The 19,518-nt window shown below is 64.7% G+C and carries 22 protein-coding genes; 4 read left to right on the forward strand and 18 right to left on the reverse strand.

Annotated elements, in window-relative coordinates; all coding sequences use genetic code 11:
• From ACO2Q5_RS21670 to ACO2Q5_RS21680, 3 genes are read right to left on the reverse strand one after another with little or no spacing between them, the layout of a single operon-like run.
• Window positions 1-213, reverse strand: coding sequence for a phage head-tail joining protein (locus ACO2Q5_RS21670; RefSeq protein WP_423294945.1), 213 nt, complete (start codon window positions 211-213; stop codon window positions 1-3).
• A complete protein-coding gene (locus ACO2Q5_RS21675) occupies window positions 213-2,261 on the reverse strand; it encodes a phage terminase large subunit family protein (RefSeq protein ID WP_423294946.1) in 2,049 nt (682 codons plus the stop codon). The genes ACO2Q5_RS21670 and ACO2Q5_RS21675 overlap by 1 nt, the downstream gene beginning before the upstream one ends.
• Entirely contained in the window at window positions 2,209-2,745 is a 537-nt protein-coding gene (locus ACO2Q5_RS21680; protein WP_423294947.1) for a hypothetical protein, read from the reverse strand. The genes ACO2Q5_RS21675 and ACO2Q5_RS21680 overlap by 53 nt, the downstream gene beginning before the upstream one ends.
• A gap of 116 nt (window positions 2,746-2,861) precedes the next feature.
• On the opposite strand from ACO2Q5_RS21680, the gene ACO2Q5_RS21685 reads away from it, so the two are divergent.
• Together ACO2Q5_RS21685 and ACO2Q5_RS21690 are read left to right on the forward strand one after the other, a co-directional pair.
• Complete coding sequence (locus ACO2Q5_RS21685; RefSeq protein WP_423294948.1) at window positions 2,862-3,089, forward strand: hypothetical protein; 228 nt, start codon at window positions 2,862-2,864, stop codon at window positions 3,087-3,089.
• Window positions 3,090-3,184: 95 nt separating this feature from the next.
• On the forward strand, window positions 3,185-3,742 hold the full coding sequence (locus tag ACO2Q5_RS21690; protein ID WP_423294949.1) for a DUF3489 domain-containing protein: 558 nt from the start codon (window positions 3,185-3,187) through the stop codon (window positions 3,740-3,742).
• Window positions 3,743-3,786: 44 nt separating this feature from the next.
• On the opposite strand, the gene ACO2Q5_RS21695 is transcribed toward ACO2Q5_RS21690, so the two are convergent.
• On the reverse strand, window positions 3,787-4,407 hold the full coding sequence (locus ACO2Q5_RS21695; RefSeq protein ID WP_423294950.1) for a hypothetical protein: 621 nt from the start codon (window positions 4,405-4,407) through the stop codon (window positions 3,787-3,789).
• 65 nt (window positions 4,408-4,472) lie between these two features.
• Here ACO2Q5_RS21695 and ACO2Q5_RS21700 point away from each other — a divergent pair, with 65 nt between their 5' ends.
• On the forward strand, window positions 4,473-4,907 hold the full coding sequence (locus ACO2Q5_RS21700) for a hypothetical protein (protein ID WP_423294951.1): 435 nt from the start codon (window positions 4,473-4,475) through the stop codon (window positions 4,905-4,907).
• Between the two features lie 15 nt (window positions 4,908-4,922).
• Here ACO2Q5_RS21700 and ACO2Q5_RS21705 read toward each other — a convergent pair whose 3' ends face one another.
• The 4 genes from ACO2Q5_RS21705 to ACO2Q5_RS21720 all read right to left on the reverse strand — a co-directional run bounded on the left by ACO2Q5_RS21705 (window position 4,923) and on the right by ACO2Q5_RS21720 (window position 10,632).
• Window positions 4,923-6,251, reverse strand: a complete 1,329-nt coding sequence (locus ACO2Q5_RS21705; RefSeq protein ID WP_423294952.1) for a site-specific DNA-methyltransferase — start codon at window positions 6,249-6,251, stop codon at window positions 4,923-4,925.
• Window positions 6,248-7,510 (reverse strand): site-specific DNA-methyltransferase, encoded by a 1,263-nt coding sequence (locus ACO2Q5_RS21710; RefSeq protein ID WP_423294954.1) that lies wholly within the window; start codon window positions 7,508-7,510, stop codon window positions 6,248-6,250. Before ACO2Q5_RS21710 ends, ACO2Q5_RS21705 begins: the two co-directional genes overlap by 4 nt.
• 188 nt (window positions 7,511-7,698) lie before the next feature.
• Window positions 7,699-8,355, reverse strand: a complete 657-nt coding sequence (locus ACO2Q5_RS21715; protein ID WP_423294955.1) for an SDR family NAD(P)-dependent oxidoreductase — start codon at window positions 8,353-8,355, stop codon at window positions 7,699-7,701.
• Between the two features lie 1,020 nt (window positions 8,356-9,375).
• On the reverse strand, window positions 9,376-10,632 hold the full coding sequence (locus tag ACO2Q5_RS21720; RefSeq protein ID WP_423294957.1) for an STING domain-containing protein: 1,257 nt from the start codon (window positions 10,630-10,632) through the stop codon (window positions 9,376-9,378).
• A gap of 5 nt (window positions 10,633-10,637) precedes the next feature.
• Between ACO2Q5_RS21720 and ACO2Q5_RS21725 the strand changes: the two genes are divergently transcribed.
• A complete protein-coding gene (locus ACO2Q5_RS21725) occupies window positions 10,638-11,753 on the forward strand; it encodes a hypothetical protein (RefSeq protein ID WP_423294959.1) in 1,116 nt (371 codons plus the stop codon).
• Between the two features lie 168 nt (window positions 11,754-11,921).
• Here ACO2Q5_RS21725 and ACO2Q5_RS21730 read toward each other — a convergent pair whose 3' ends face one another.
• The 10 genes from ACO2Q5_RS21730 to ACO2Q5_RS21775 all read right to left on the reverse strand — a co-directional run bounded on the left by ACO2Q5_RS21730 (window position 11,922) and on the right by ACO2Q5_RS21775 (window position 19,516).
• The gene (locus ACO2Q5_RS21730; protein WP_423294961.1) at window positions 11,922-12,089 is read right to left on the reverse strand and encodes a hypothetical protein; all 168 of its coding nucleotides are present in this window, start codon (window positions 12,087-12,089) and stop codon (window positions 11,922-11,924) included.
• The gene (locus ACO2Q5_RS21735; protein WP_423294996.1) at window positions 12,073-12,315 is read right to left on the reverse strand and encodes a hypothetical protein; all 243 of its coding nucleotides are present in this window, start codon (window positions 12,313-12,315) and stop codon (window positions 12,073-12,075) included. The genes ACO2Q5_RS21730 and ACO2Q5_RS21735 overlap by 17 nt, the downstream gene beginning before the upstream one ends.
• Entirely contained in the window at window positions 12,315-12,989 is a 675-nt protein-coding gene (locus ACO2Q5_RS21740; RefSeq protein ID WP_423294962.1) for a YcbK family protein, read from the reverse strand. The genes ACO2Q5_RS21735 and ACO2Q5_RS21740 overlap by 1 nt, the downstream gene beginning before the upstream one ends.
• Before the next feature lie 77 nt (window positions 12,990-13,066).
• The gene (locus ACO2Q5_RS21745; protein ID WP_126976337.1) at window positions 13,067-13,357 is read right to left on the reverse strand and encodes a DUF6127 family protein; all 291 of its coding nucleotides are present in this window, start codon (window positions 13,355-13,357) and stop codon (window positions 13,067-13,069) included.
• Window positions 13,354-14,352 (reverse strand): FscB, encoded by a 999-nt coding sequence (locus tag ACO2Q5_RS21750; protein WP_423294964.1) that lies wholly within the window; start codon window positions 14,350-14,352, stop codon window positions 13,354-13,356. Before ACO2Q5_RS21750 ends, ACO2Q5_RS21745 begins: the two co-directional genes overlap by 4 nt.
• Complete coding sequence (locus tag ACO2Q5_RS21755; protein ID WP_423294966.1) at window positions 14,349-15,215, reverse strand: hypothetical protein; 867 nt, start codon at window positions 15,213-15,215, stop codon at window positions 14,349-14,351. The genes ACO2Q5_RS21750 and ACO2Q5_RS21755 overlap by 4 nt, the downstream gene beginning before the upstream one ends.
• The gene (locus ACO2Q5_RS21760) at window positions 15,212-15,889 is read right to left on the reverse strand and encodes a DUF2793 domain-containing protein (RefSeq protein ID WP_423294968.1); all 678 of its coding nucleotides are present in this window, start codon (window positions 15,887-15,889) and stop codon (window positions 15,212-15,214) included. Before ACO2Q5_RS21760 ends, ACO2Q5_RS21755 begins: the two co-directional genes overlap by 4 nt.
• A gap of 42 nt (window positions 15,890-15,931) precedes the next feature.
• Window positions 15,932-19,066 (reverse strand): phage tail protein, encoded by a 3,135-nt coding sequence (locus tag ACO2Q5_RS21765; RefSeq protein WP_423294970.1) that lies wholly within the window; start codon window positions 19,064-19,066, stop codon window positions 15,932-15,934.
• Complete coding sequence (locus tag ACO2Q5_RS21770) at window positions 19,056-19,262, reverse strand: hypothetical protein (RefSeq protein WP_423294972.1); 207 nt, start codon at window positions 19,260-19,262, stop codon at window positions 19,056-19,058. The genes ACO2Q5_RS21765 and ACO2Q5_RS21770 overlap by 11 nt, the downstream gene beginning before the upstream one ends.
• A gap of 5 nt (window positions 19,263-19,267) precedes the next feature.
• Complete coding sequence (locus ACO2Q5_RS21775; protein WP_101923142.1) at window positions 19,268-19,516, reverse strand: hypothetical protein; 249 nt, start codon at window positions 19,514-19,516, stop codon at window positions 19,268-19,270.
• Window positions 19,517-19,518: the final 2 nt, after the last annotated feature.

The following is a 19,518-nucleotide window of genomic DNA, read 5'->3' on the forward strand; positions in this document are numbered from 1 at the left end:
TCACAGTCCCTTTGTGGCCACGGTGCCCCAACGACGACGACGCGGGTTTGCCGAGGCGGTAGCAATCCGGCCCTCCAAGTCCCGAATGGCCGTCGCCAGTTCGGCATCCGAGCCGTAGGTCACCGTCTTGCCGTCATAGCTGACGCTGCGCAGCCCGGCGAATCGGGCCTCCTGCAGTGCGGTCAGCAGGGCCTGCATGCGTTCCAGGTCCATCAGTCCCTCATGAAGTTCGGGGTGTAGGCCCGCCGTTTGCGGCGTGGCGTGGTCAGGGTTCCGGCCTTGGGCTGGGCCGGATCAAGTGTGGTTTCGGTCGCCACGGCCGCGGGAATGCGCGTTTCCACGCCCGCCTGCGCCTCGAGCCGCCGCCATGTGGCTTCGTCCCACCGGTCGGCGCCGAGGATCCATGCCGCGGCGCGGGCATAGACCCGGCAGTCCAGCGCCTCGTTCCGCTCGCGCATCTTCTGCCATTCCTGATGGGCATAGCCGCGCTTGTTACGGATGGTGACCAGCTGTTCGGCCACCAACTGCTTCAGCCATTCGGTGTCGGCCCAGCCGGGGATGTGCACGGTCCCCGGCGCATCGAGGACGCCTTGCGCCCGGTCTTCGTCCGAGGGGCGTTCGATCCGGAGGAAGCGGTAGGTTTCCGCCTTGAACGTCGCCGTGGCCACCGACCAGAGCCGCGCGCCGCGCCGCAGGCGTTTGCCGCCGATGGTGGCATCGACATAGGTCGGCCCAGACACGGGTGCCGACCGGTTGAACCCTTCGAGGCCCTTCAGGGGCGCCACCTGTTCGAACCCGACCTTGCGTGACCAGGCATAGACGGCCGCGGCCTCGTAACCGGTGTCGATGCCCAGCCGCGCCACGGTCATGAAGGCGCCGTTGGCATGCTGCCATGACCTGCCGAGAAGGGCGGTCAGCTTGTCCCAGGCGTCCGCATCGTCAGGCCCGCCCGGAATGACGATGTGATCGACGAGCCAGCTTTCCATTCCCCGGCCCCAGGCCCAGATATCGACCTCGATCCGGTCCCTCTGGACGTCGGCACCGGCGGTCAGGAACAGCCCGGCCATCGGCACCGTGCCCGCCTTCCAAGCTTCGCGCCGATCCGCCAGCCGTTGCCATTCCGGCGCATCCCCGCTTTCGACCCATGTCTCGCCCAGAAGCGTGTTGCGCGCGACGCGCAGCGTCTCGTCCGACCCTTGTGCCGCCAGCCATTCCCGCGCGACGTCGGACCAGCTTTTCCACCCGAGCGGCGAATAGAGCGCCGAGAGGTGGAAGCTGATGGCCTTCGGATCCTTCGAAACCGCAGTCGCCCGCCACTCACCCTTGGCCAGCATCTCGGTCTTGTGGTGCTCGGCGATGGGCCGTTCGCAGCCCTCGCAGTGATAAGCGGCGGTTTCCGGCTTCCCCTTTGCCCAGCGCAACCGCTCGAACTGCAGCCATTGCATCGTGCCGCAATGCGGGCAGGGCACGAAGTAGCGCCGCTGGTCGGACGCCTCGAACTCGCGCTCGATGCGCGACAGCCCCCGGATCGTGGGGGTCGAGACCATGAACACCTTGCGCCGGTGCGAGAAGGTGGTGGTCCGAGCTTCTGCCAGCGTGACCGGATCGCCTTCCTCGTCGGCCGAGGCCGGATAGGCGTCGACTTCGTCTAGGAACACATAGCGCGCTGGCATCGACCGCAGGCCGGTGGCCGAGTTGGCGCCCGTCAGCACCAGGATGCCGCCGGGGAATTCCTTCGACAGCATCGAATTCCCGGCATCCCGCGACCGTGCCGGGTTCACCCGTTCGCGAAGGGCCGGGCTATCCGCGATCAGAGGATCAAGGCGGCCCCGCGAGGTCCGCTTCGCCAGTTCCAGGCTCGGGAGCACCGCCAGCATCGGCCCCGGCGCGTGGTGGATGACAAACCCGATCCAGTTGTTGCCCGCCTCGGTCGCGCCCACCTGCGCCGCCTTCATGAAGGTGATGCGCTGGGCGGGATGGCCGGGCGAGAGCGCATCCATGATCTCGCGCAGATAGGGCGCGCGGGCCGTCCGATACCGCCCCGGCTCCGCCGCGCCCCGCGATGACAGCCAGCGATGCTGATCCGCCCATTCCGACACCGTCAGGTTCGGATCGGGCCGCATCCCCTGCCGCCAGACCCGCAGCAGGTCCTCGGCCCCATCGAAGCCGAGGTCGAGACCCGCGGTCAGGTCGTTGTCATCGGCCTCATCATGCAAGCGAGACCCGGAGGTCGGCGAGGGCGTCGAGCTGTTCGCGGACATGGGCTTCCAGCACCCTCTGCATGATCGCGGTCTCGATCATCACCGATGCCCCGGACTGCCGTTCCACCTCCGCCATGATCTGCGCCGCCATCAGCGCGGCTACGCGTCCGGGCCAGGTCACCCAGACATCCCGTTCCTGCCGCGCCAGGCGGAAGACGAGGGTCTCTGCCCGCGCGCGGTCGACCAGCGTGCCCTTCTTCTTCTGGACCGCCAGTTGGCGCTCCTGCGCCGCGTAAACCGTCAGCGCCGTGCGGGCCTTGATGTAGGATGTCGTGTCGCCGGGGCCGCTGGCCAGCCCATCGCCACCAAGAGACCGGCGTTGCTGGTCGGGGTCCGTCATTTCCGCCCGCCGCACATCCGAGGCCGCGGCGTTGATCGACCCGTCGTCATGGACCACCAACCGCCCGTTCTTGCGCGCCTTCTGCACCCCGCCGCGGGACAGGCCGGAATGGGCCGCGTACTCGCGTTCGCTCATGCCTTTCATGGCGCAGATAATCCAATCAAGCCGATGATATCCCTTGGTATTCAGTTGATTAGGGGGCGCGACAGAGCGAATCTGATCGCAAGGAAACGATGCAACTCACCGAAGGACGCCCCGCCATGACCACCCGCCGCGCCGCCCAGAATGACAAGGCACTCGACGCGTTCATCGCCGCCAAGGCCGAGATCGACACCATGCTGGAGCGCCTGAAGGCCCTCAGCGACGACCATTTCGAATTCGATCCGGACGCCATCAACTGGGGTGCCGTCGGATCACTCAACAGCGTTGCCGCTGATCTGCGCAAGATCACCGACTTCCTCTTTGGCGAGGGTGAACACGCCGCCTGACGCGCCCACGCTGCGCCAAAGCCGCCCCGTCCGAAGACGGGGCTTGCCTCCATAGAAGGTGCGCACACCGCGCGCCACAGCGCCCGGAGGCCCCGATGACCACCCCGTCCGACACCCAATCCCTGATCCTCTCCCGCGCCGCGATCCGGCCCGGCAACCTCGCCCTGCCACTGCCCGAGGGGCTGGTCGGCGCCGCTGCCAAGATGGTCGTCGGCAAGATGATCGCCCGCGGCTGGCTCGAGGAAGTCGAGGCCAACCTGAGGCGCAGCGAACCGATGTGGCGCGAGACCGGCGACGGCCACGGCACCACGCTGATCGCCACCGAGGCCGGGCTTGAGGCCATCGGGATCGAGCCAGTGGTGGCCAGCGCTGTCGTCAACGCGCGGAAGGCGAAGCCGAAGCCGGAACCGGTGCAGATGCCCGACGCCGCCGCGAAACCCGTCGCCATCCGCGCTGGCACCAAGCAGGCGCAGATCATCGCCATGCTCCAGCGCACCGAGGGCGCGGCGGTCGCCGAAATGGTCGAGGCCACCGGATGGTTGGCGCATACCGTCCGGGGCTCCATCTCGGGAGCGCTGAAGAGGAAGCTCGGCCTGCCCATCACCGCCGAGAAGGTCGATGGCAGGGGAACTGTTTATCGCATCGTCCGTTAGGCACAGTTTGGGGTCTGAGCCAAACGAGTTTCAGTAACGCGTGCCTATGTGCACAGGCCAGCCCATGGGCGAACATGCCGCCACCACTCCAAAGGTGTAAGAATCCTGATCGGCAATAGCCTCAATTGATCACGCTTCTTGATAATTGTTCGTCGGTCTCTGGTGCAGAAAACATCACATTCGAGGCCGACGGCATTTCCAATCAGCTCCCGATCTGCCTTGTCAGGCAATCGGTTGGTGAATGGAGCATCGATCAAACGCCGCCCGACCACTGAGGCGTATGCGTTTGCTTCGTCTTCAGGGTAGATCAACTCTACTGCGAAGTCTCGCAGCCGCTGGCGATGTTCGGGATCAGGCGTATTGTCAACTTCATCCAGTGTCTTACGGGATGCCATTATCGCCCAATTTGCCCGCCTTCCAACGTAGAAGATGTGCATAAGCGCTTCGATGTCCTCAGCAAGCATTGTGTCTTCGACCTCGGGTAGCGGCTGCTGTTCGAAAATCTGGTCTGGGTAGTTGACGAGCAGGTTCACCACATTCGTGTAGAGAAATATCCGTCCAGGCACTGCCTCATAGGGGTAGGCACTGCAGTCCGCACTGTGTTCGGCCTCACTGCGATACAGTATCCAGCGCTTCCGGGTTTCGTCCCAATGCTCGATGCCCAAATGTGTTTCCCGCTCGACCGATCCTGACGGTGGTCAGAGTAGCATCGGTCAGATATTGCTGCACCATGGAGGTGGACCCTTTGCGAAAATTATCCCATCAACAGGCTGGAACTCTCGGTGAAATGCTTGCCTTGGCGAAGCTGAACACGCTTGGGCTTGCCGCCTACATCAGTCCCGAGGGCGCGCCCGGACACGATCTGATTGTGATCGTCCATGGGGAGGCGAAATCCATCGAGGTAAAGACCCGGCAGTTTCTTGAGCGGCCGACTGAGATCGGTCGCTGGCCCGTCGATCTTAGTACAAAGGGCGAGGCGGACTTTTTTCTTTTTGTCGAACTCGACCTCAGAACAATGACGCCAACCTTCTATCTGCTTAGCAATGCCCAAGCGCGTGCTACGAACCGGATTAGTGCTGGTTCCGGTATGGGTAATTGCTACCCGGCGCATGTGCGAAGACTGATAGCCCCGAATGATTTCTCTCCTCTCCTTGCTGGAATCTGAGCGCGCTCGGTTCGATCAAATCTCCAGCCGTTCTGCTTGTCTCTTCGTCGCCATCTCCCACCTCCGCACGGCGACGTCGCAGTAGACCGGGTCCAGCTCCACCGCACAGCAGCGCCGCCCGGTGCGTTCGGCGGCGATCAGCTGGGTGCCGGAGCCGCAGAAGGGTTCGAACACCAGGTCGCCGGGATCGGTGAAAGCCTCCAGCACCGCCTCCACCAGCGCCACCGGGAAGACGGCGGGGTGCGACCCGGCGGCGCCCAGCCCGCCCTTGTGGCGCATGATGCGGAACACGCTGTCCGGGATACGGTGGGTCTGGATCGCGTTCCCGTAGCCGGTCTTGCGGTGAACCGTGCCGTCGGCCCCGCGCAGGCCGCCCCCGCCGAGGGTTTCGCCCGCGTGTTTGCTTTCCACCGTCTTGTTCGGCTTCCGCGGCTGGCGGTTGAAGTGGAAGATGAACTCGTGCGACGGCGCCAACCGCCCGTTCCAGTCGCCCGGCAGGCCGGGTCCCTGGTCCCAGACATACCAGCCGAAGCGCCGCCAGCCCTGCGCGCGCATCCAGTCGAGCCAGCCTTCCCAATAGGGGATCCACTCGCCATCGCGGTGAACAAGGCCGAGGTTGACCAGCAGCTGGGCATCGGCAGTGACGGGCGCCGCGGCAAAGACGCCCTGCATCAGCGCATCCCAATCGCCGACCTTTTCCTTCGCCGCGCCATAGTCGCGCTGCTGCGCGTAGGGCGGGGAGGTGAACAGGAGCGTGGCCTGCGCCCCGTCCATCAGCCGCGCCACCATGGCCGGGTCGGTCGCATCGCCGCAGATCAGCCGGTGATGCCCGAGCTGCCAGATGTCGCCGGGCTTGGTGATCGGTTCCGCCGGAGCCTCGGGAATGGTGTCGGCGGTGTCGTCGTCGATGGGCGCGCGGTCGTCGGCGTCATGCAGCAGGGCGTCCAACTCGTCCTCGGGGATGCCGATCAGCCCGAGGTCGAAATCCTCGGCCATCAGGCCCCGCAGTTCCTCGAGCAGCAGCGCCTCGTCCCATTCGCCCAGTTCCGTCAGCTTGTTGTCGGCGATCCGGTACGCCCGCCGTTGCGCCTCGGTCAGATGGCCCAGCACGATCACTGGCGCTTCGGCCAGCCCCAGTTGCGTGGCGGCTAGGACCCGGCCATGGCCCGCGATCAACTCCCCATCGGCCGCAACCAGGCAGGGAACGGTCCAGCCGAACTCGGCCATGCTGGCGGCGATCTTGGCCACCTGATCGGCATCGTGGGTCTTGGCATTGCGGGCGTAGGGTCGAAGACGGGCGAGGGGCCAGTGTTCGATCCGGCCGGGCAGGAGGGGCGCGTTCATGCCGCGAGCCGTTTGGCCTTGAGGGCGGCGAAGGTCTCGCCGGTTTCCGCCAGCACGGCCTCCTGACCCGTGAATGACTGCCAGCGCTCGATGGCCACGTCGACATAGGCTGGGTTCAACTCGATCCCGAAGCAGACCCGGCCGGTGGTCTCGGCTGCGATTAGCGTGGTGCCAGATCCCATGAAGGGTTCATAGACCGCCTGGCCGGGGCTGGAATTGTTCAGGATCGGCCGCCCCATGCATTCGACCGGCTTCTGCGTGCCGTGGACCGTATCGGCGTCCTGATCCCGGTTGGCGATCTGCCACAGCGTGGTCTGTTTGCGGTCCCCCGCCCAATGGCCCTTGCCCTTGGCACGCACCGCATACCAGCAAGGTTCGTGCTGCCAGTGGTAATCGCCGCGGCTGAGGACCAGCCGGTCCTTCGCCCAGATGATCTGCGACCGGATGGCGAAGCCCGCAGCGGTCAGGCTGTCGGCCACGGTTGCGGCATGCAGCGCACCGTGCCAGACGTAGGCCACGTCTCCGGGGAACAGCGCCCATGCTTCACGCCAGTCGGCCCGGTCGTCGTTCAGCACCTTGCCGGTGCGTTTCGTCTTGGCCGCGCCCGCGGCGTTGCGCCAGGAGGGGTCATACTCGACGCCATAGGGCGGGTCGGTGACCATCAGCAGGGGCCGCACATCGCCCAGCAGCCGCCCGACCACATTGGCCGCAGTGCTGTCGCCGCAGATCAGTCGATGCGCGCCCAGCTTCCAGAGATCGCCCGACACCGACACCGGTGAGACCGGCAGCTCGGGAACATCCTCCTCGCCCTCGACCGGACCATCGCCGCCCAGCGCCTCGGGATCCCGCAGCAGCGCGTCGAGGTCATCGTCGCTGATGCCGAGCAGGGTCAGGTCGAAATCCTCGGCCAAAAGCCCCGCGATCTCGTCGCGCAGCAGCGCTTCGTCCCATTCGCCCAGTTCGGTCAGCTTGTTGTCAGCGATCCGGTAGGCCCGGCGTTCCGCCTCGTCGAGATGGCTCAGCCGGATCACCGGTACCTCGGTCAGCCCGAGCATGGTCGCGGCCAGCACCCTGCCATGGCCCGCGATCAGTTCGCCGTCGTCGGCCACCATGCAGGGCACGGTCCAGCCAAACTTGGCCATGCTGGCGGCGATCTTCGCCACCTGGTCGTCGCCGTGCATCTTGGCATTGCGGGCATAGGGGCGCAGCCGGGCAATCGGCCAAGATTCAACCTGACTCGGCGCGAAGACGAGGTCCATGGGATGGGGCTCGGGATGTGGGTGAGGGGAAAATGAAAAGCGCCCGCGAGGGGTTTCCTCCGGGCGCAATTCTTCGATGATCAAGGGGTAGGTCAATGGGGGCAGGTCTGTCAACAGGAAAAATGAAGCGGATTCAAGTGCTTTTGTCGATTCCCGGTTTTGGCCTGCCGCGTGGACTCCGGCCCCTGTTATTGTGCCGTGTAGCCGCCATCGACGAGGTGGTAGGAGCCCGTGATGAAGCTGGCCCGTTCCGAAAGCAGGAAGACGATCAGCGCGGCCACCTCTTCTGACCGGCCGAGACGGTTCAGGGCGTGTTTGCCCTCGAGGAACTTCAGCGTGGCCTCATCCAGTGCATCGGCGACCATCGGCGTTTGGATGAAACCGGGACCGACGGAATTGACCCGCACCCCGCCCGCGGCATGTTCGAGGGCCGCGTTCTTGGTCGCGCCGACGACCGCATGCTTGGCACTGACATAGGCCGTGGAATTGGCAAAGCCGACCGAGCCGAGGATGGAGGCCACGTTCACCACCGCGCCACCGCCTGCCTTCTCAATCTCAGGGATGGCAAAGCGCATGCCGTAGAAAACGCCCGACAGGTTGATGTCGATGACCTTCTGCCAGCCCTCGAGGTCATAGCTGCCAGTCGGGGCTGCAGGTCCACCGATTCCGGCGTTGTTGACGATGCCGTAAAGCGCGCCGGTCTTTGCCACGAGGGGAAAAACCGCTGCGCAATCCTGACAATCCCCGCGCAGGCCACCCATCCGGACCTGGCTCGCAACTGGCGGAAAGCTCGCAAAAACTCGGGTTACTGCGCGATTGTTCATGGTTTGTTCGGCACGGCTCATAACCTGAAGGCCGCAGGTTCAAATCCTGCCCCCGCAACCAAATTCCATAACAATATCAGATGCTTAGAGCCCGACGCAAACCGTCGGGTTTTTGCTTGTGGAACTCTTGTCAACACCTGGTCAACGTTTTGCAAGCCCCCCATCGACGGGCAACTTGATCGTGGCCATCACGGTCACAGCACCAACTCATAGTGCGTGCTGCGGCCGCCGCCTTCGCCCTTCCGCAGCAGGCCGAGCTCGACGGTCGAACCCAAGATTGAAGCAACGCGCGTTGCGAGCCAAGTTGTTCTGACAGATCGTTAACTTCCAGTTAACCAATTCAGCCGATAGTGGTTGAGAAGAAACGGACGGCGCGAAATGGAACGGTGGGCATTCAAGACGGGTTGCATTCTGATGGGTTGGAGCCCGGTTGAAGCCGCAATCGAGCTGCGAACGAGCATTGAGACCATCACGAAGCTTGAAAATGGCCCGCTGGACGAGGTCTTGGCAGGCGATGTGGTTGGTCGGGCGAAGAGCATATTTCGAGGCCAGAAACTGGCAATCTATCCTCGTGAAACAGGTCGCAACAGTCCGTCGACGACCAAGATCCAGCACATCGAAACCCGGCCTAGACGTCCGTAAAGTCGCAGACCACCCTCGTGCTGGGACCGTCAGAAGACGGCGTGGCTTGCTGAAGATGTACCCCCAACCGGTAGCATGCCTCGTCGACGATCCTCAGCAGCCGGGAAATCTGCTCCTTCCCGTCAGCGCTGCCATCGAGCCTCGTCAAGACTGATCGGAAAACGATTCGTGCCTGACCGGGTTCCCGCGAGATCAGTCCGCCCGTCTGCTCCACAAAAGAAGCAAGAAGCATCGCAGCTTCTGCGTCGGTCACGGAGCCCCACAGGGTGTCAGTAAATTCATCAGGCCTGTCTTTGCTCCGCCGCAGGAAGAAGTGCGTGTCACCTTGGACTGCCCCCTGCCACGAGAATTCGTCCTGCCGCATGAGCAAGCCACCCGGCATTTCTATCCAACCAGAACTCATGCACGTGCACCCGGGTCGACAAGTTCCAGGACCTTTGCCACGAGTTCCCTTTGAGGCACAATATGCACACGGTCCCAAGGGGCGTCGGATCCTTGCCGTGCAAGTCCAAGGTTCCACTCGAGAGCTGCACGGAAATCGGAGATGAGCCGCCTGGTCGTCCTTTCCCTGACCTGGCTGTCGGTAAAACCCCCGCCATTCTTGAAGGCCGTAAGAATGCGCGGACTTCGCAACAGCGGAAACAAGGTCCGCGGGATGTCGAGAACGATCTCGGCGTGGTTCTTGACGATCAGAACTCCCATCCCGAGTCGCTGGTTGCGGCCCGGCTCCTCCAGGACCGAGACGCTGTCCAGCTCCAGACCGGCGGCCAGCATGTCCTCCTCGCAGGTGCTGCGCGCATCATTATAGTCCGAATGACGGTTCAGGTCGGGGATCACCACGATCAGATGTCGTGGTCGGATTCGCGTAACCACCTCGATTTCGCTGTCCCCGTCGCGACCTTTTGCCCATGTCACCTGACGGGACAACAAGCCGTGATCTTGCGCGCCAAACCGATTGAGAAAGTTCGCCTGATAGCCTGTGGCGATACTGACGGGTCCGGAAATGTTTACGATGGGCAGGCCACCGAAATACTCTGAGAACCGACTTTCCATGGCTTCCAAACCATCCGCGCTGCGGTAGTTCCGCAGGAGTCGATTGCGCAGTTCGCGATGGCTCGGCTCGGAAGACTTGTATTCACTGGTGAAGGCGAAGTTCAGAATGCCGCGTGTTTGGGTGAGATAGAATGGCAGTGACACACGCGACGTCACGAGAATGTACGGCAAGCCTAGCGCGTTCACCGCGCCGAGCTCATAGATGACACTGGGACTTTCGTTGCTGACGTCCACTATGAGCAGATCGCTGTTCTCGATCGCGGACAGTACTGCTCCGACAATGTCGGCTCTGTTGCTGTCCTCCGGCGCACTCACCTCGATGCAGTCCGCGCCTTCAATCTCGCCGATCCGAGCCAGGTCCCTGGCCGCACCTTCTATGATGCGCGCGAGTTGTGATGTGTGCGTTTGTCGGACGTAGCGAGTGTCATCGCGGTCCGCGTCACCGGCTGGCTTCATGTCGCCGAGAGTAAACACTCGCAGATTCTGCATGGTTTTGGACATCTCGCGATGGATCGATAACTTGGCTACTGCAAGGTCATACCAAAAGTGTTGTGGTATTGCTACAGGCGCGGCATTGTCCGGGGAGGGTTCAAGTCGGGGCATTTAGTATGCACGAAACGAAGGCAAATTCCGATCTTGCCAGCAACGAAGGCGACCAAGCTTACTTGCGATTGCAGTACCCCAAGATCGCGGACGTCCTGGTGTGGCCCGAACTGGTTGAAGCGTTTCGTCAGCATGAGGACGCGGCAAAGAGACTGAAGTTAGGCTCCCGCCGAAACTGTCTATTCTCCATCGGCTCCATCGTGCTTTCGCTTGCGACCACACTGGTCGGCACCTCACCGATGTTTGCGCCCCTGGTCTCTGGTCACCCGGCTGGCGCATACGTCGTAGCAGTTGCGTCCTTTCTTCTGCTTGTCTTGGCGCTTCTGTTCGGAAACGGCATTCTCTATGGCCGCAAGCGTGACGACTGGCTGAAGCACCGCCTTATCGCCGAGCGCCTGCGGCATTTCTATTTTCAGACAATTCTTGGGAACCTTTCCTCAATCTGCTGCGGCAGTTCACTTGAGCGGAGGCGCTTCATCGAGGATCGCGGCAGAACGCTTGAGCGCGTCCTGCGGCGCTTGAGAAGCCCTGGCTATCGGCAAGCTGTTCTCGGCGATGAAGCCCTGCAAGAGGCTCGTCTTGTCGACTTTGGTGAAGTGAACGCCGAAGCTATAGACGCAGAATACTTCCAGGAACTGGAGCAGTACTGGATCGAACTCAGATTTAACTGGCAGGGCGAGTATGCGACCCAACAGTTGGCGCGCAAGGCGTCAGCCCTACCCTTTTCCGGCTCCCTTGCAGACCAAGAGCACTCAGTAAGCAGAATCGAGTTTATTACCACTGCAGGAATTGTTGCCCTCCAAGCTCTAGCTGTGGCAGGCATGTTCATTTATGCTCCCGGTTCCCCTGTTATTGAAGGTTCCATGCTTGGAGCAAGTATTCTTGCCATCCTTGTTGTTGGATTGCAGGCGTTCAAGGACGGCTTGGGGCTGACGAATGATCTATCGCGCAACCGCGTCTATGCTTCCTATACGGCAAAACTGCTTCGCGACTTTGTATCTGCGCAAAGAATACCGGATCGTGCGGCTCAAGTCCGCATCATGCAAGAGATGGAGGACCTAGCTTACTTCGAAACGCGCGAGTTCCTCTATACCCACAGCACTGCGCGCTTTTCTCTCTGAATCTTCTGCGCCCGACGACGTTCCAATCGTCGCGGCACCTGCCATCATCCATTTGCAGCGAATCCTTCCTGCCGCTCCTTGACACCGTGAATCTGTGAAACGGGCCGGGCGTGACGCGGCGGTCGATGCGTCTGGCGCTTCCCGCCTGGCACTTGCCCGGCCCGCCTTTCACCGGCAGGCGCGCGCCTGGTCGCGCAGGACGGCGTAGTCTCCCAGCATCTCGACCACGACCGCACTTTCCGGCAGGGCCATGATCTCGTCTGCCGCCCGCGCCTGATCGGCGGCGGTGTAGTCGACAACGGGCGGGCAGGGCGTGATGTCAGAACCTGCCGTCACGCAGGCGGTCAGCCAGAGCATTGCGATCAGCGGGGCGGCGGGCGGCGGCGTCCAGCATCTGGCGTTGGATGTCATGGGTTCTCTCCGATGTTGAAAGGCGCTCTGCCAGCCGCCCCGCGCGTTCGCCCGTGCGGCGCAGGTTCAGAAGGAACAGCAGGATTGCTGTGGCGGCGAGGATCAGGCCCAGCGCCTTGCGCGCCGGGCCGTGGGTCAGGAGCCAGCCGATCACCGCTGGCCCCGTTTCCAGTCGTCGAGTCGCGCGTGGATGGTAACGGCAATACCGATCAGCGCGATGGCGATCAGCGCCCAGCGCAGCGTGTCGAGATAGGGTACCAGCGGCTGGATCGTGGACTGCGTTTCTGCGAGGACATCTTGCAGCAGCTCTACCCCGGCTGCGCCAACGGTCGCTGCACCTGCCGCCCCGCTGCCGCGCAGGGTGCGGCTCTCGGCCAGGACCTCGCGCGCAGGCGGCAGTTCCGGGGCGAAGGGCACGGGCCGCACCGGGAAGGGATCGCCCCAGGACCGGGCGGGCCCGAGATCGATGTGCATGAAGCCCGAGCGCGGGTAATAGCCGAATCCGAGGAACCCGACCGCTCGTGCCGCCGCCTCGAAGGCCGCAGGATCGTGGTTCGCCATGGCGATGTCAAAGGCGGTGCCTTGCATGTGTTTCGAGGCCGGGGCCCCGCCGACGGCACGGTTGTGCTCGGGGCTGCGATAGGCGGATCGGACGATCAGCGGCTTGCCCAGCCGGTCGCGCAGCTCCTGCAGCTTGTCCATCGCCTCTGTGTTGATCTTGATCGAACCAGTACCGCGGCAGGCGATTTCGGCGGGCGAAAAGCTCGGCCAGCGCCACGCCTTCTCAGGAACGTCGCGCCAGGTGGGGAAAGACAGGGTCGGCATGGTGGATCCTCCAAATGGAAAAACCCGCCGAGGGGCGGGCCAGGTGGTCGTTCAGTCTCGATGATGGCGCGGCCCCGTCAGGGGCCGCTGCCGAAGATCTTCAGCTTGAGGGCAATGCCCGCGAGCAGCGCCAGGATGACGCCGGTGGTGATCAGGTGAACGGCACTCTGGACGGCGGTGCGGCGGACAAAGCGGATGGCGTCGAGCAGAGCACGGAGATCGCGAATGTCGAGAGCAGCTTCCTTGCCGTCGAGCCCGACATCGGCCAGCGCGCGCTTTGCCCCTTCTTCGGCTGCGCGCGCGAGAAGTTCCTCGAACTCGGCATCCGGCATGCGGACATGGCCCTCTCCGGAACGGCGCGGGCTCATGCGGACAGGATCCCGACTTCAGCGGGCAGGGTCACGCTCGTCCAGACGCTGCTGTCGGCCGGGTTCAGCGCCCATGTGGAATAGACCGACCTCGGCGCGAGAGACGGCACGGTGACCGGCGCTGCATCATGATTGACACCACCCATGCGCAAGAACCCCGCCGCCGCCTGCGGCCCGACCGTCCCCGCCTGTGCGATCTGCTTCACATGCACGCCCGCGATGGCTGCGACCGCCGCAGGTCCCGTCGGCCCGGTCAGCGAGAAGGACAGCCTCTGCCCGGCCGTGTTGCTGGAAACCCGCGTGCCGACATCCTCGTCTTTCAGCGCATCGATGCTGCCCGCCATCTGGCTGAAGGTCGCGATGGCATTGGGGGTACGCCGCACGAAGCGCCGCCCGATGGTCGACACGCCATCCAGCACAGAGAAATGCGCGTAGTACCAAGTGCGGGTGACGCTGGTGCCGTGCAGCCCGACGTTCGGGAAAACGATCTGAACTGGTTTGCCCTTGGCTTGGGTGTTGGCGGCCGTGGCCGAACTTTGCAAGACGCCGTCGACATAGAAGTCGATGGTGATGCTGGCTCCCACCGCCACGCGCACGTCGATCCATTGCGGCTGGCCATTCGGCGGGGTGTAGCTCGAGTTGCCCTGCACGGTCGTATCGCCGCGTGCGACAGCGTGGTAGCGGTCGGTACTGGCCACCGGTTGTATTTGCGCGACGCGGACCTGGTTCGCATCGAAGAACTCGATGAAACTGGCATTGGCCTCGGTGATGAGGTCGGCATCCCCATTGGGCGGCACGTAGCGGAAGCCGAGCCAGAGATCGCCCGCGGGTGCCGCAAATCCGAGGGAGAACGGCATGGCATAGCTGCGCGAGGCGATGAAGCGGATGCCGTTCACGTCGAGGTTGGCATCGAAGCCAATGGCGGTCGTGTTCAGAAGCCCGGAAATGCCCGAGACGTCGGTCGGCTGATGGCCGAGATGCAGGATATAGCTCATGGCAGTTCCACTTCGATGTAGAGGTTGGCTTGGGTCCAGGTGGCGCCGCGCCCCCCACCGTGCTCGAGGAAGAGCGCGGCATCTGCGGCGGTGAGATGTGCCCCGCCACCCCGGCTGATCCAGAGGGAGGCACCCGCGATGCTGAGGCCAGGGTCCCAGCCGATCTCGAGGAAGGCCGCAGCGTCGAAGAAGCGCAGATCGGGATCGAGATACCCCAACGCCGTCACGCCCGGGGGCACCGGATAGCTGAACTGGGATGGGAGCGAACGGATCGTGCCGCCATCGCCGGGATTGCGCCCCTGGACCTGCGGATAGAAGGCAGGGCTTCCGCCTGCGGTCCATGTGGCCGCGCCGCTCACCGGATCGTCGCGCCAGATTCCGTTCTTGCCGATCCAGAGGCGGCCGAGCGCGGGGTCGAGGACGAACATCAGCACATCATTCGCGCCGAAGGTGGGCAGACCGGTCAGGCGCTGTTCGGCGGTTGCAGTGGCCGAGGACCAGAGCGCGCCGGTGCCGCGCCAGCCGATCGAGCCCAGGGTGATCGGGTTGAGGCCTGCATTGAACTCCTCGCGCTGCGCGGCCGCGACGACGCCCATGTAGCCGTCGAAGGTTGCGGCACCCGGGGCGCAAAGGACTTCCCAATAGCGCCGCCCGTCTGTCGGCAGGATCGCCTTGGCGGTCGGCACCCAACGCAGGTAGTTCGTTCCACCCGAGGTGTTGACGGCGGTCTGGTTGCCGTTCGAGAGCGTGTAGCCGGAGGGGCGGCGGGTGGTGTCCAGCTGCCAGACTGCGCCAATATCGACCGGCGGTGCGGCATCCCCGCCTTGGGCGAGAATGACGCCGCGCAGCATCAGAAGGCTCATGCGACGGCTCCTGCCAGCGCGCCCTGGATGATCCAGGCATCGGCCCCGCGCTTCACGAGGGCGACCCCGGACCATTGGCCGTCGACGGCAACGGAACCGCCCACCACCCCATTAAGCGACACTCCGGCCGCAGCCGCCACGGTCGCGACCCCGGCGCCAACCTGCGTCACGTTGATAAGCGCGCCGAACTCGAAGGGAACAGTCGCCTCGGAGGGAATGGTTACGGTGACAGCCGAGGAACCGGTGGTCTCGAGGATGCTGCCCAGATCGACGGCCTCCAGCGTGTGGCTGGTGGCGGTCAGGGTCCGGATGCGCACGATGCCTGGGCGCGGCACCTCGACCCATGCCCCGGCCGTGAAGCGCACATGCCGCGCCTCGTCGGCAATCCAGATCTGCCAGCCCTCCTGCGGGGTCAGATAGACCCATGCCGCAGCCCCGGCGGGCGACTGATCCCAAAGGGCCAGCGCATTGGCATTGGCCCCGGCTGCGGCAGGCACGATCAGCATCTGCCCCGTGCTGCCTGTCGCAGGCAGCGGCGTGGTGCGGGATGCCGCGCGGGCCTGCACGACGGCCGAGAGGCGACGCAGGTCTTCGCTAAGACTGGTGCCCCAATTGCGCTGGCCGGGATCATAGAAGGCGCGCAGCCCCAATCCCGGCATGATCCGTTCCGGCATGCTCGTCCTCGTTCGTGATGGTGGTCGGTTTGATTGCCGGGGTCAGGTGCCCCAGAGGAAGCCCCAGCCGCGGTCCCATCCGGCGGCAAACGGTGCCGTCAGCCGAAACCAGCGCGCCTCGCGGTCTGTGACCCAGCTTCCCTCGACCAGACGCCGCGAGCGGACGGCCAGTTCGATCTCGGCCGTGCGGTCGGGAGCGCCGAGCTCAGGAATGGCTTCAGGTGCGAGGGACCAGCTGGCAGCACCGCCTGCGTCGATCACCACGCCCGCGGGCAGGATCGCGATGCCGGTATCCGGATCGACCCAGCGCACCTCGATGATGTAGCTGACCCCCGGCTCCGGCCCAATGGAGGCGCCGGTGTGATCGACAATGACGGGGCTGGTCTGGGTCAGTCGGTCCCGATGGGTCCAGGTCAGGCCGAGCGAGCCGGTGACCAGCGCATCAACGTTCGGGGCGTAGCTTCCGTTCCCTTGCACGCGCCCGGGCGGCAGGGGCCGGATGGCGCGGCGGTCCAGCGTCACTGCATCTTCCGGTGCCAGCGCGAAGGCCAGTGTGCCGCGCCCGGTCTCGGGCAAGAGGCGCGCGGCCAGCGTCTCGCCTGCCGCCCAGCTGTCTTCGGTGATCCGTGCCACGTCGTCGAAGAAGATCACCGGCATGCCGGAGGCATGGGCGCGCGGAACGGTGTCGAGACAGCCCCGGCCGACGATGACGCTGCTCGGCGTGATCCCGTCGACGCGGACCAACTCGCCATCGATGCTGGCCAGCGTGCCGATCTCAACCTCGCCGATATCGCGCCAGCCGGTGATAGGGATCAGCCGTTCCTCCGGGCTGTCGGTTACATCCGCAGCGAGCAGTGCCGTTGGGGCGAAAACGACGATACCTTCCTGCGCGGGGCCAGTGCCAGGATCGATCCAGAGCTGGGCCGACAACGCATCGGCGCTGGGGCGTTCGCCAGTGGCGACCAAGGCGCCTGCGTCCGGATCCTCGGCTAGGCGACGGTCGGCCTCGCTGTGGCCCAACTCGCGGACCAGCAGCCAGTACGAGGCTTCCTCGACCATGCGGCGGGACAGTGCCCGCGGCGGTGCAGCGACGCCGGTGCCGGTCGGCATCCGCCCACCCGCGATGGCGGTGGCGCCCAGCGCGAAGACATCTTCGGCGATCTTCAGCCGGATGCCGTTGTCGCGACCGTCGCCTTGTCCGATCTCCGAAATCCGCATCACGACGTCATTGAGACCCAACCGCGTCGAACGTAGCCGGATTACATCGCCGGGGCCGAGACCGGCCCCCTCGCGGTTGACGACGATCTCGCCGGACAGGAGGGGGGCGGACAAGGCACGCAGGTCGCGTTCGGCCACGCGTACCGCGAGCCCCTGATAACGGATGCCGGGATAGTCGAGCGTGGTCGCCAGCACCTCGCCCATCGCCTGGACGCGGGCAGTGTCGGTGACCGAAACCGCGCCAGTGTCGTCGGTCCAGGCATCGGTGAAGCGGACCGTCACGCTGTTCACCAGATCGGAGGGCGACCGGCGGCCCAATCGGCCCCAGTCCACGACATTGGTCTCGTCGAAGAGGGGAAGGCTGGCGGCGGTGTAATCCTCCCGGATCAGCTTCAACTCCCAGAGCCCAGTGCGCCGGTCAATGAAGAGCGTGGCGTCGATATGGTCGAGCACGCTTGCGATGAACTCCTCGATGGACGAGTCCTGTTGCCAAATCAGCGAGAGGCCGAAGCCCTCGGTATAGAGCGCATCCGCAGCCCCCGTGAAACTCGCCCCGATTTCGACGGAGGAATAGCCCAGCCCCCAATCGCGGTTCGTCAGGCATTCGCGGATGATATGGGCCGGGTTCATGTCCGGGCCGTTGCCGAATGCCCCGCGCAAAGAAGCGACCAGTGCCTGCGGGTTGCCGGGCGGGATCACCGGCACGCCGTCCACGGGCGTGTTGTCGATCTGGGCAGTGTAGGACGTGTTCGCAAGCGAGATGTTGAAGCCGAAGATGTCGGCGGGTGGCAGGGTGCGGATGATCGCCAGCGCCGCATCGACCGATGAGACTGGCGATGGCTCGCCATCGGTCACGAAGATGACGATCCGGCGCTTGGACCCACCACCCGCGAAGAAGGCATTTGCTTCCCCGAAGGCCGCGTTGAAGCTGGTTCCACCGTTGGTGAAGTCGGAGATCCCGAGCATCCAGGCCTCAAGCGCGGCATAGTCGTCAGGCCCCATGTTGCGCCGTTCGATCGATCCTGCGACGCCCGCGTTCCAGAGGACGATGCGGATATCGTTTGGCCGGTCGGGGTCCACGCCCGCCGCGATCTCGCGGATGAGGGCGGCCACGCCTGCCTTCTGGGCGGACATGCGGGTTCCGGACATCGAGCCCGAAACGTCGAGGGCGATGTAGATCGCCGCATCCGAGATATTGGCCTCCGGCACGATGGCCGCCTTCTCGGGATACCATTGCACGGCCCCGGCCTCGCCGGTCAGCACGCGCGTGACCCGCACCGCCCATGGCTTGAGATACGGATTGATGCCGAGATAGACCTGCCGCAGCACGAGGCTGCAGAGGCCGCGATAGGCGGGCACGTCCCCACCCATGCGCGCGGTGAGATAGTCGTTCGGCCCTTGGCCCGGTCCGCCCATCAGCACATCGACATCGCCGCGGATACCACCCTCCCGGCTCTCACCGCCGAAGAGGTCGGGTTTGTCGATCCGGATGCGGCCGCCACCCGCCCCGGTATTGCTGGCGCCGGTTGTGGCCTCGAAGACCTCGACCGATTGCGCTGCAAAATTCAGCGCCTCCGGGAGGACCGTCCAGCGCGTGATGTTGGTCGTGGCGTCATAGGTGACGACCTGCAGGGTGATGGTCTGGTTTGAGCCGTTCGCAAGGGCGAGGCGGTAGTCACGCCCGATGCGCACCCCCGCGCGTGTTCCGGGGAAGCTGATGGTCGCGCCAGAGTCGCCTGCCAGCGCGGCAGTGGCGGCCATCCCTGCGACGGTGCCGATGCGCGTCTCGACTGCCGCGCCCCCGCCTCCCGAAGATCCTCCGCCGGTCGTGACGGACCAGGCGGTGCGGCGGTCGACGAGGATCTCTCTGATCGCGTCGACCGGTCCGTGACAGAGCGCCAGATGCACGCCCAGCGAATAGCGGTAGCCGACGGTCTGCGCCTTGTTCCTACCGCCCATAGTCTGCCTCCCGCGTCGCCTCTCTTACCTCAGCCTGCCGGATCACCGGTTCCACCAAGGCGTCGCCCGTGGCGCGGAGCGTCTCGACGTCGATGCCGCCGTCGAGAAACGCCTGCCAGTCCAGCCCATGCCGCCGAAACCACGGCCGCACGCCTGCAAGGCAGTAGCGCGCCGCGCGCAGGTCCTGGATCGTCACGCGGGTCACTTCTTGCCGCCTTTCTTCTGGATGGGATCGACGCGCAGGTCCCCGGCCCAGACGACGTTCGGACCGGTGATCAGAACCGTGCCGAAAACGACCGGGATCGGTCGGCCTTCCTCGGCCGTCGGCAGGGTGAAGTCGTCGAGCCCTGCCGCCTGGGGCTTCTCGACCTTGGGCCGCGGGCTCAGCGCATAGGAAATCGCAGAAAGCACGAGCCCGAGAACGAGCCGCGCAATGAAGGTCCAGACCATGA

Origin of the sequence: Neotabrizicola sp. VNH66, assembly GCF_049445895.1 — a bacterium.
Taxonomy (GTDB): Bacteria; Pseudomonadota; Alphaproteobacteria; order Rhodobacterales; family Rhodobacteraceae; genus Pseudogemmobacter.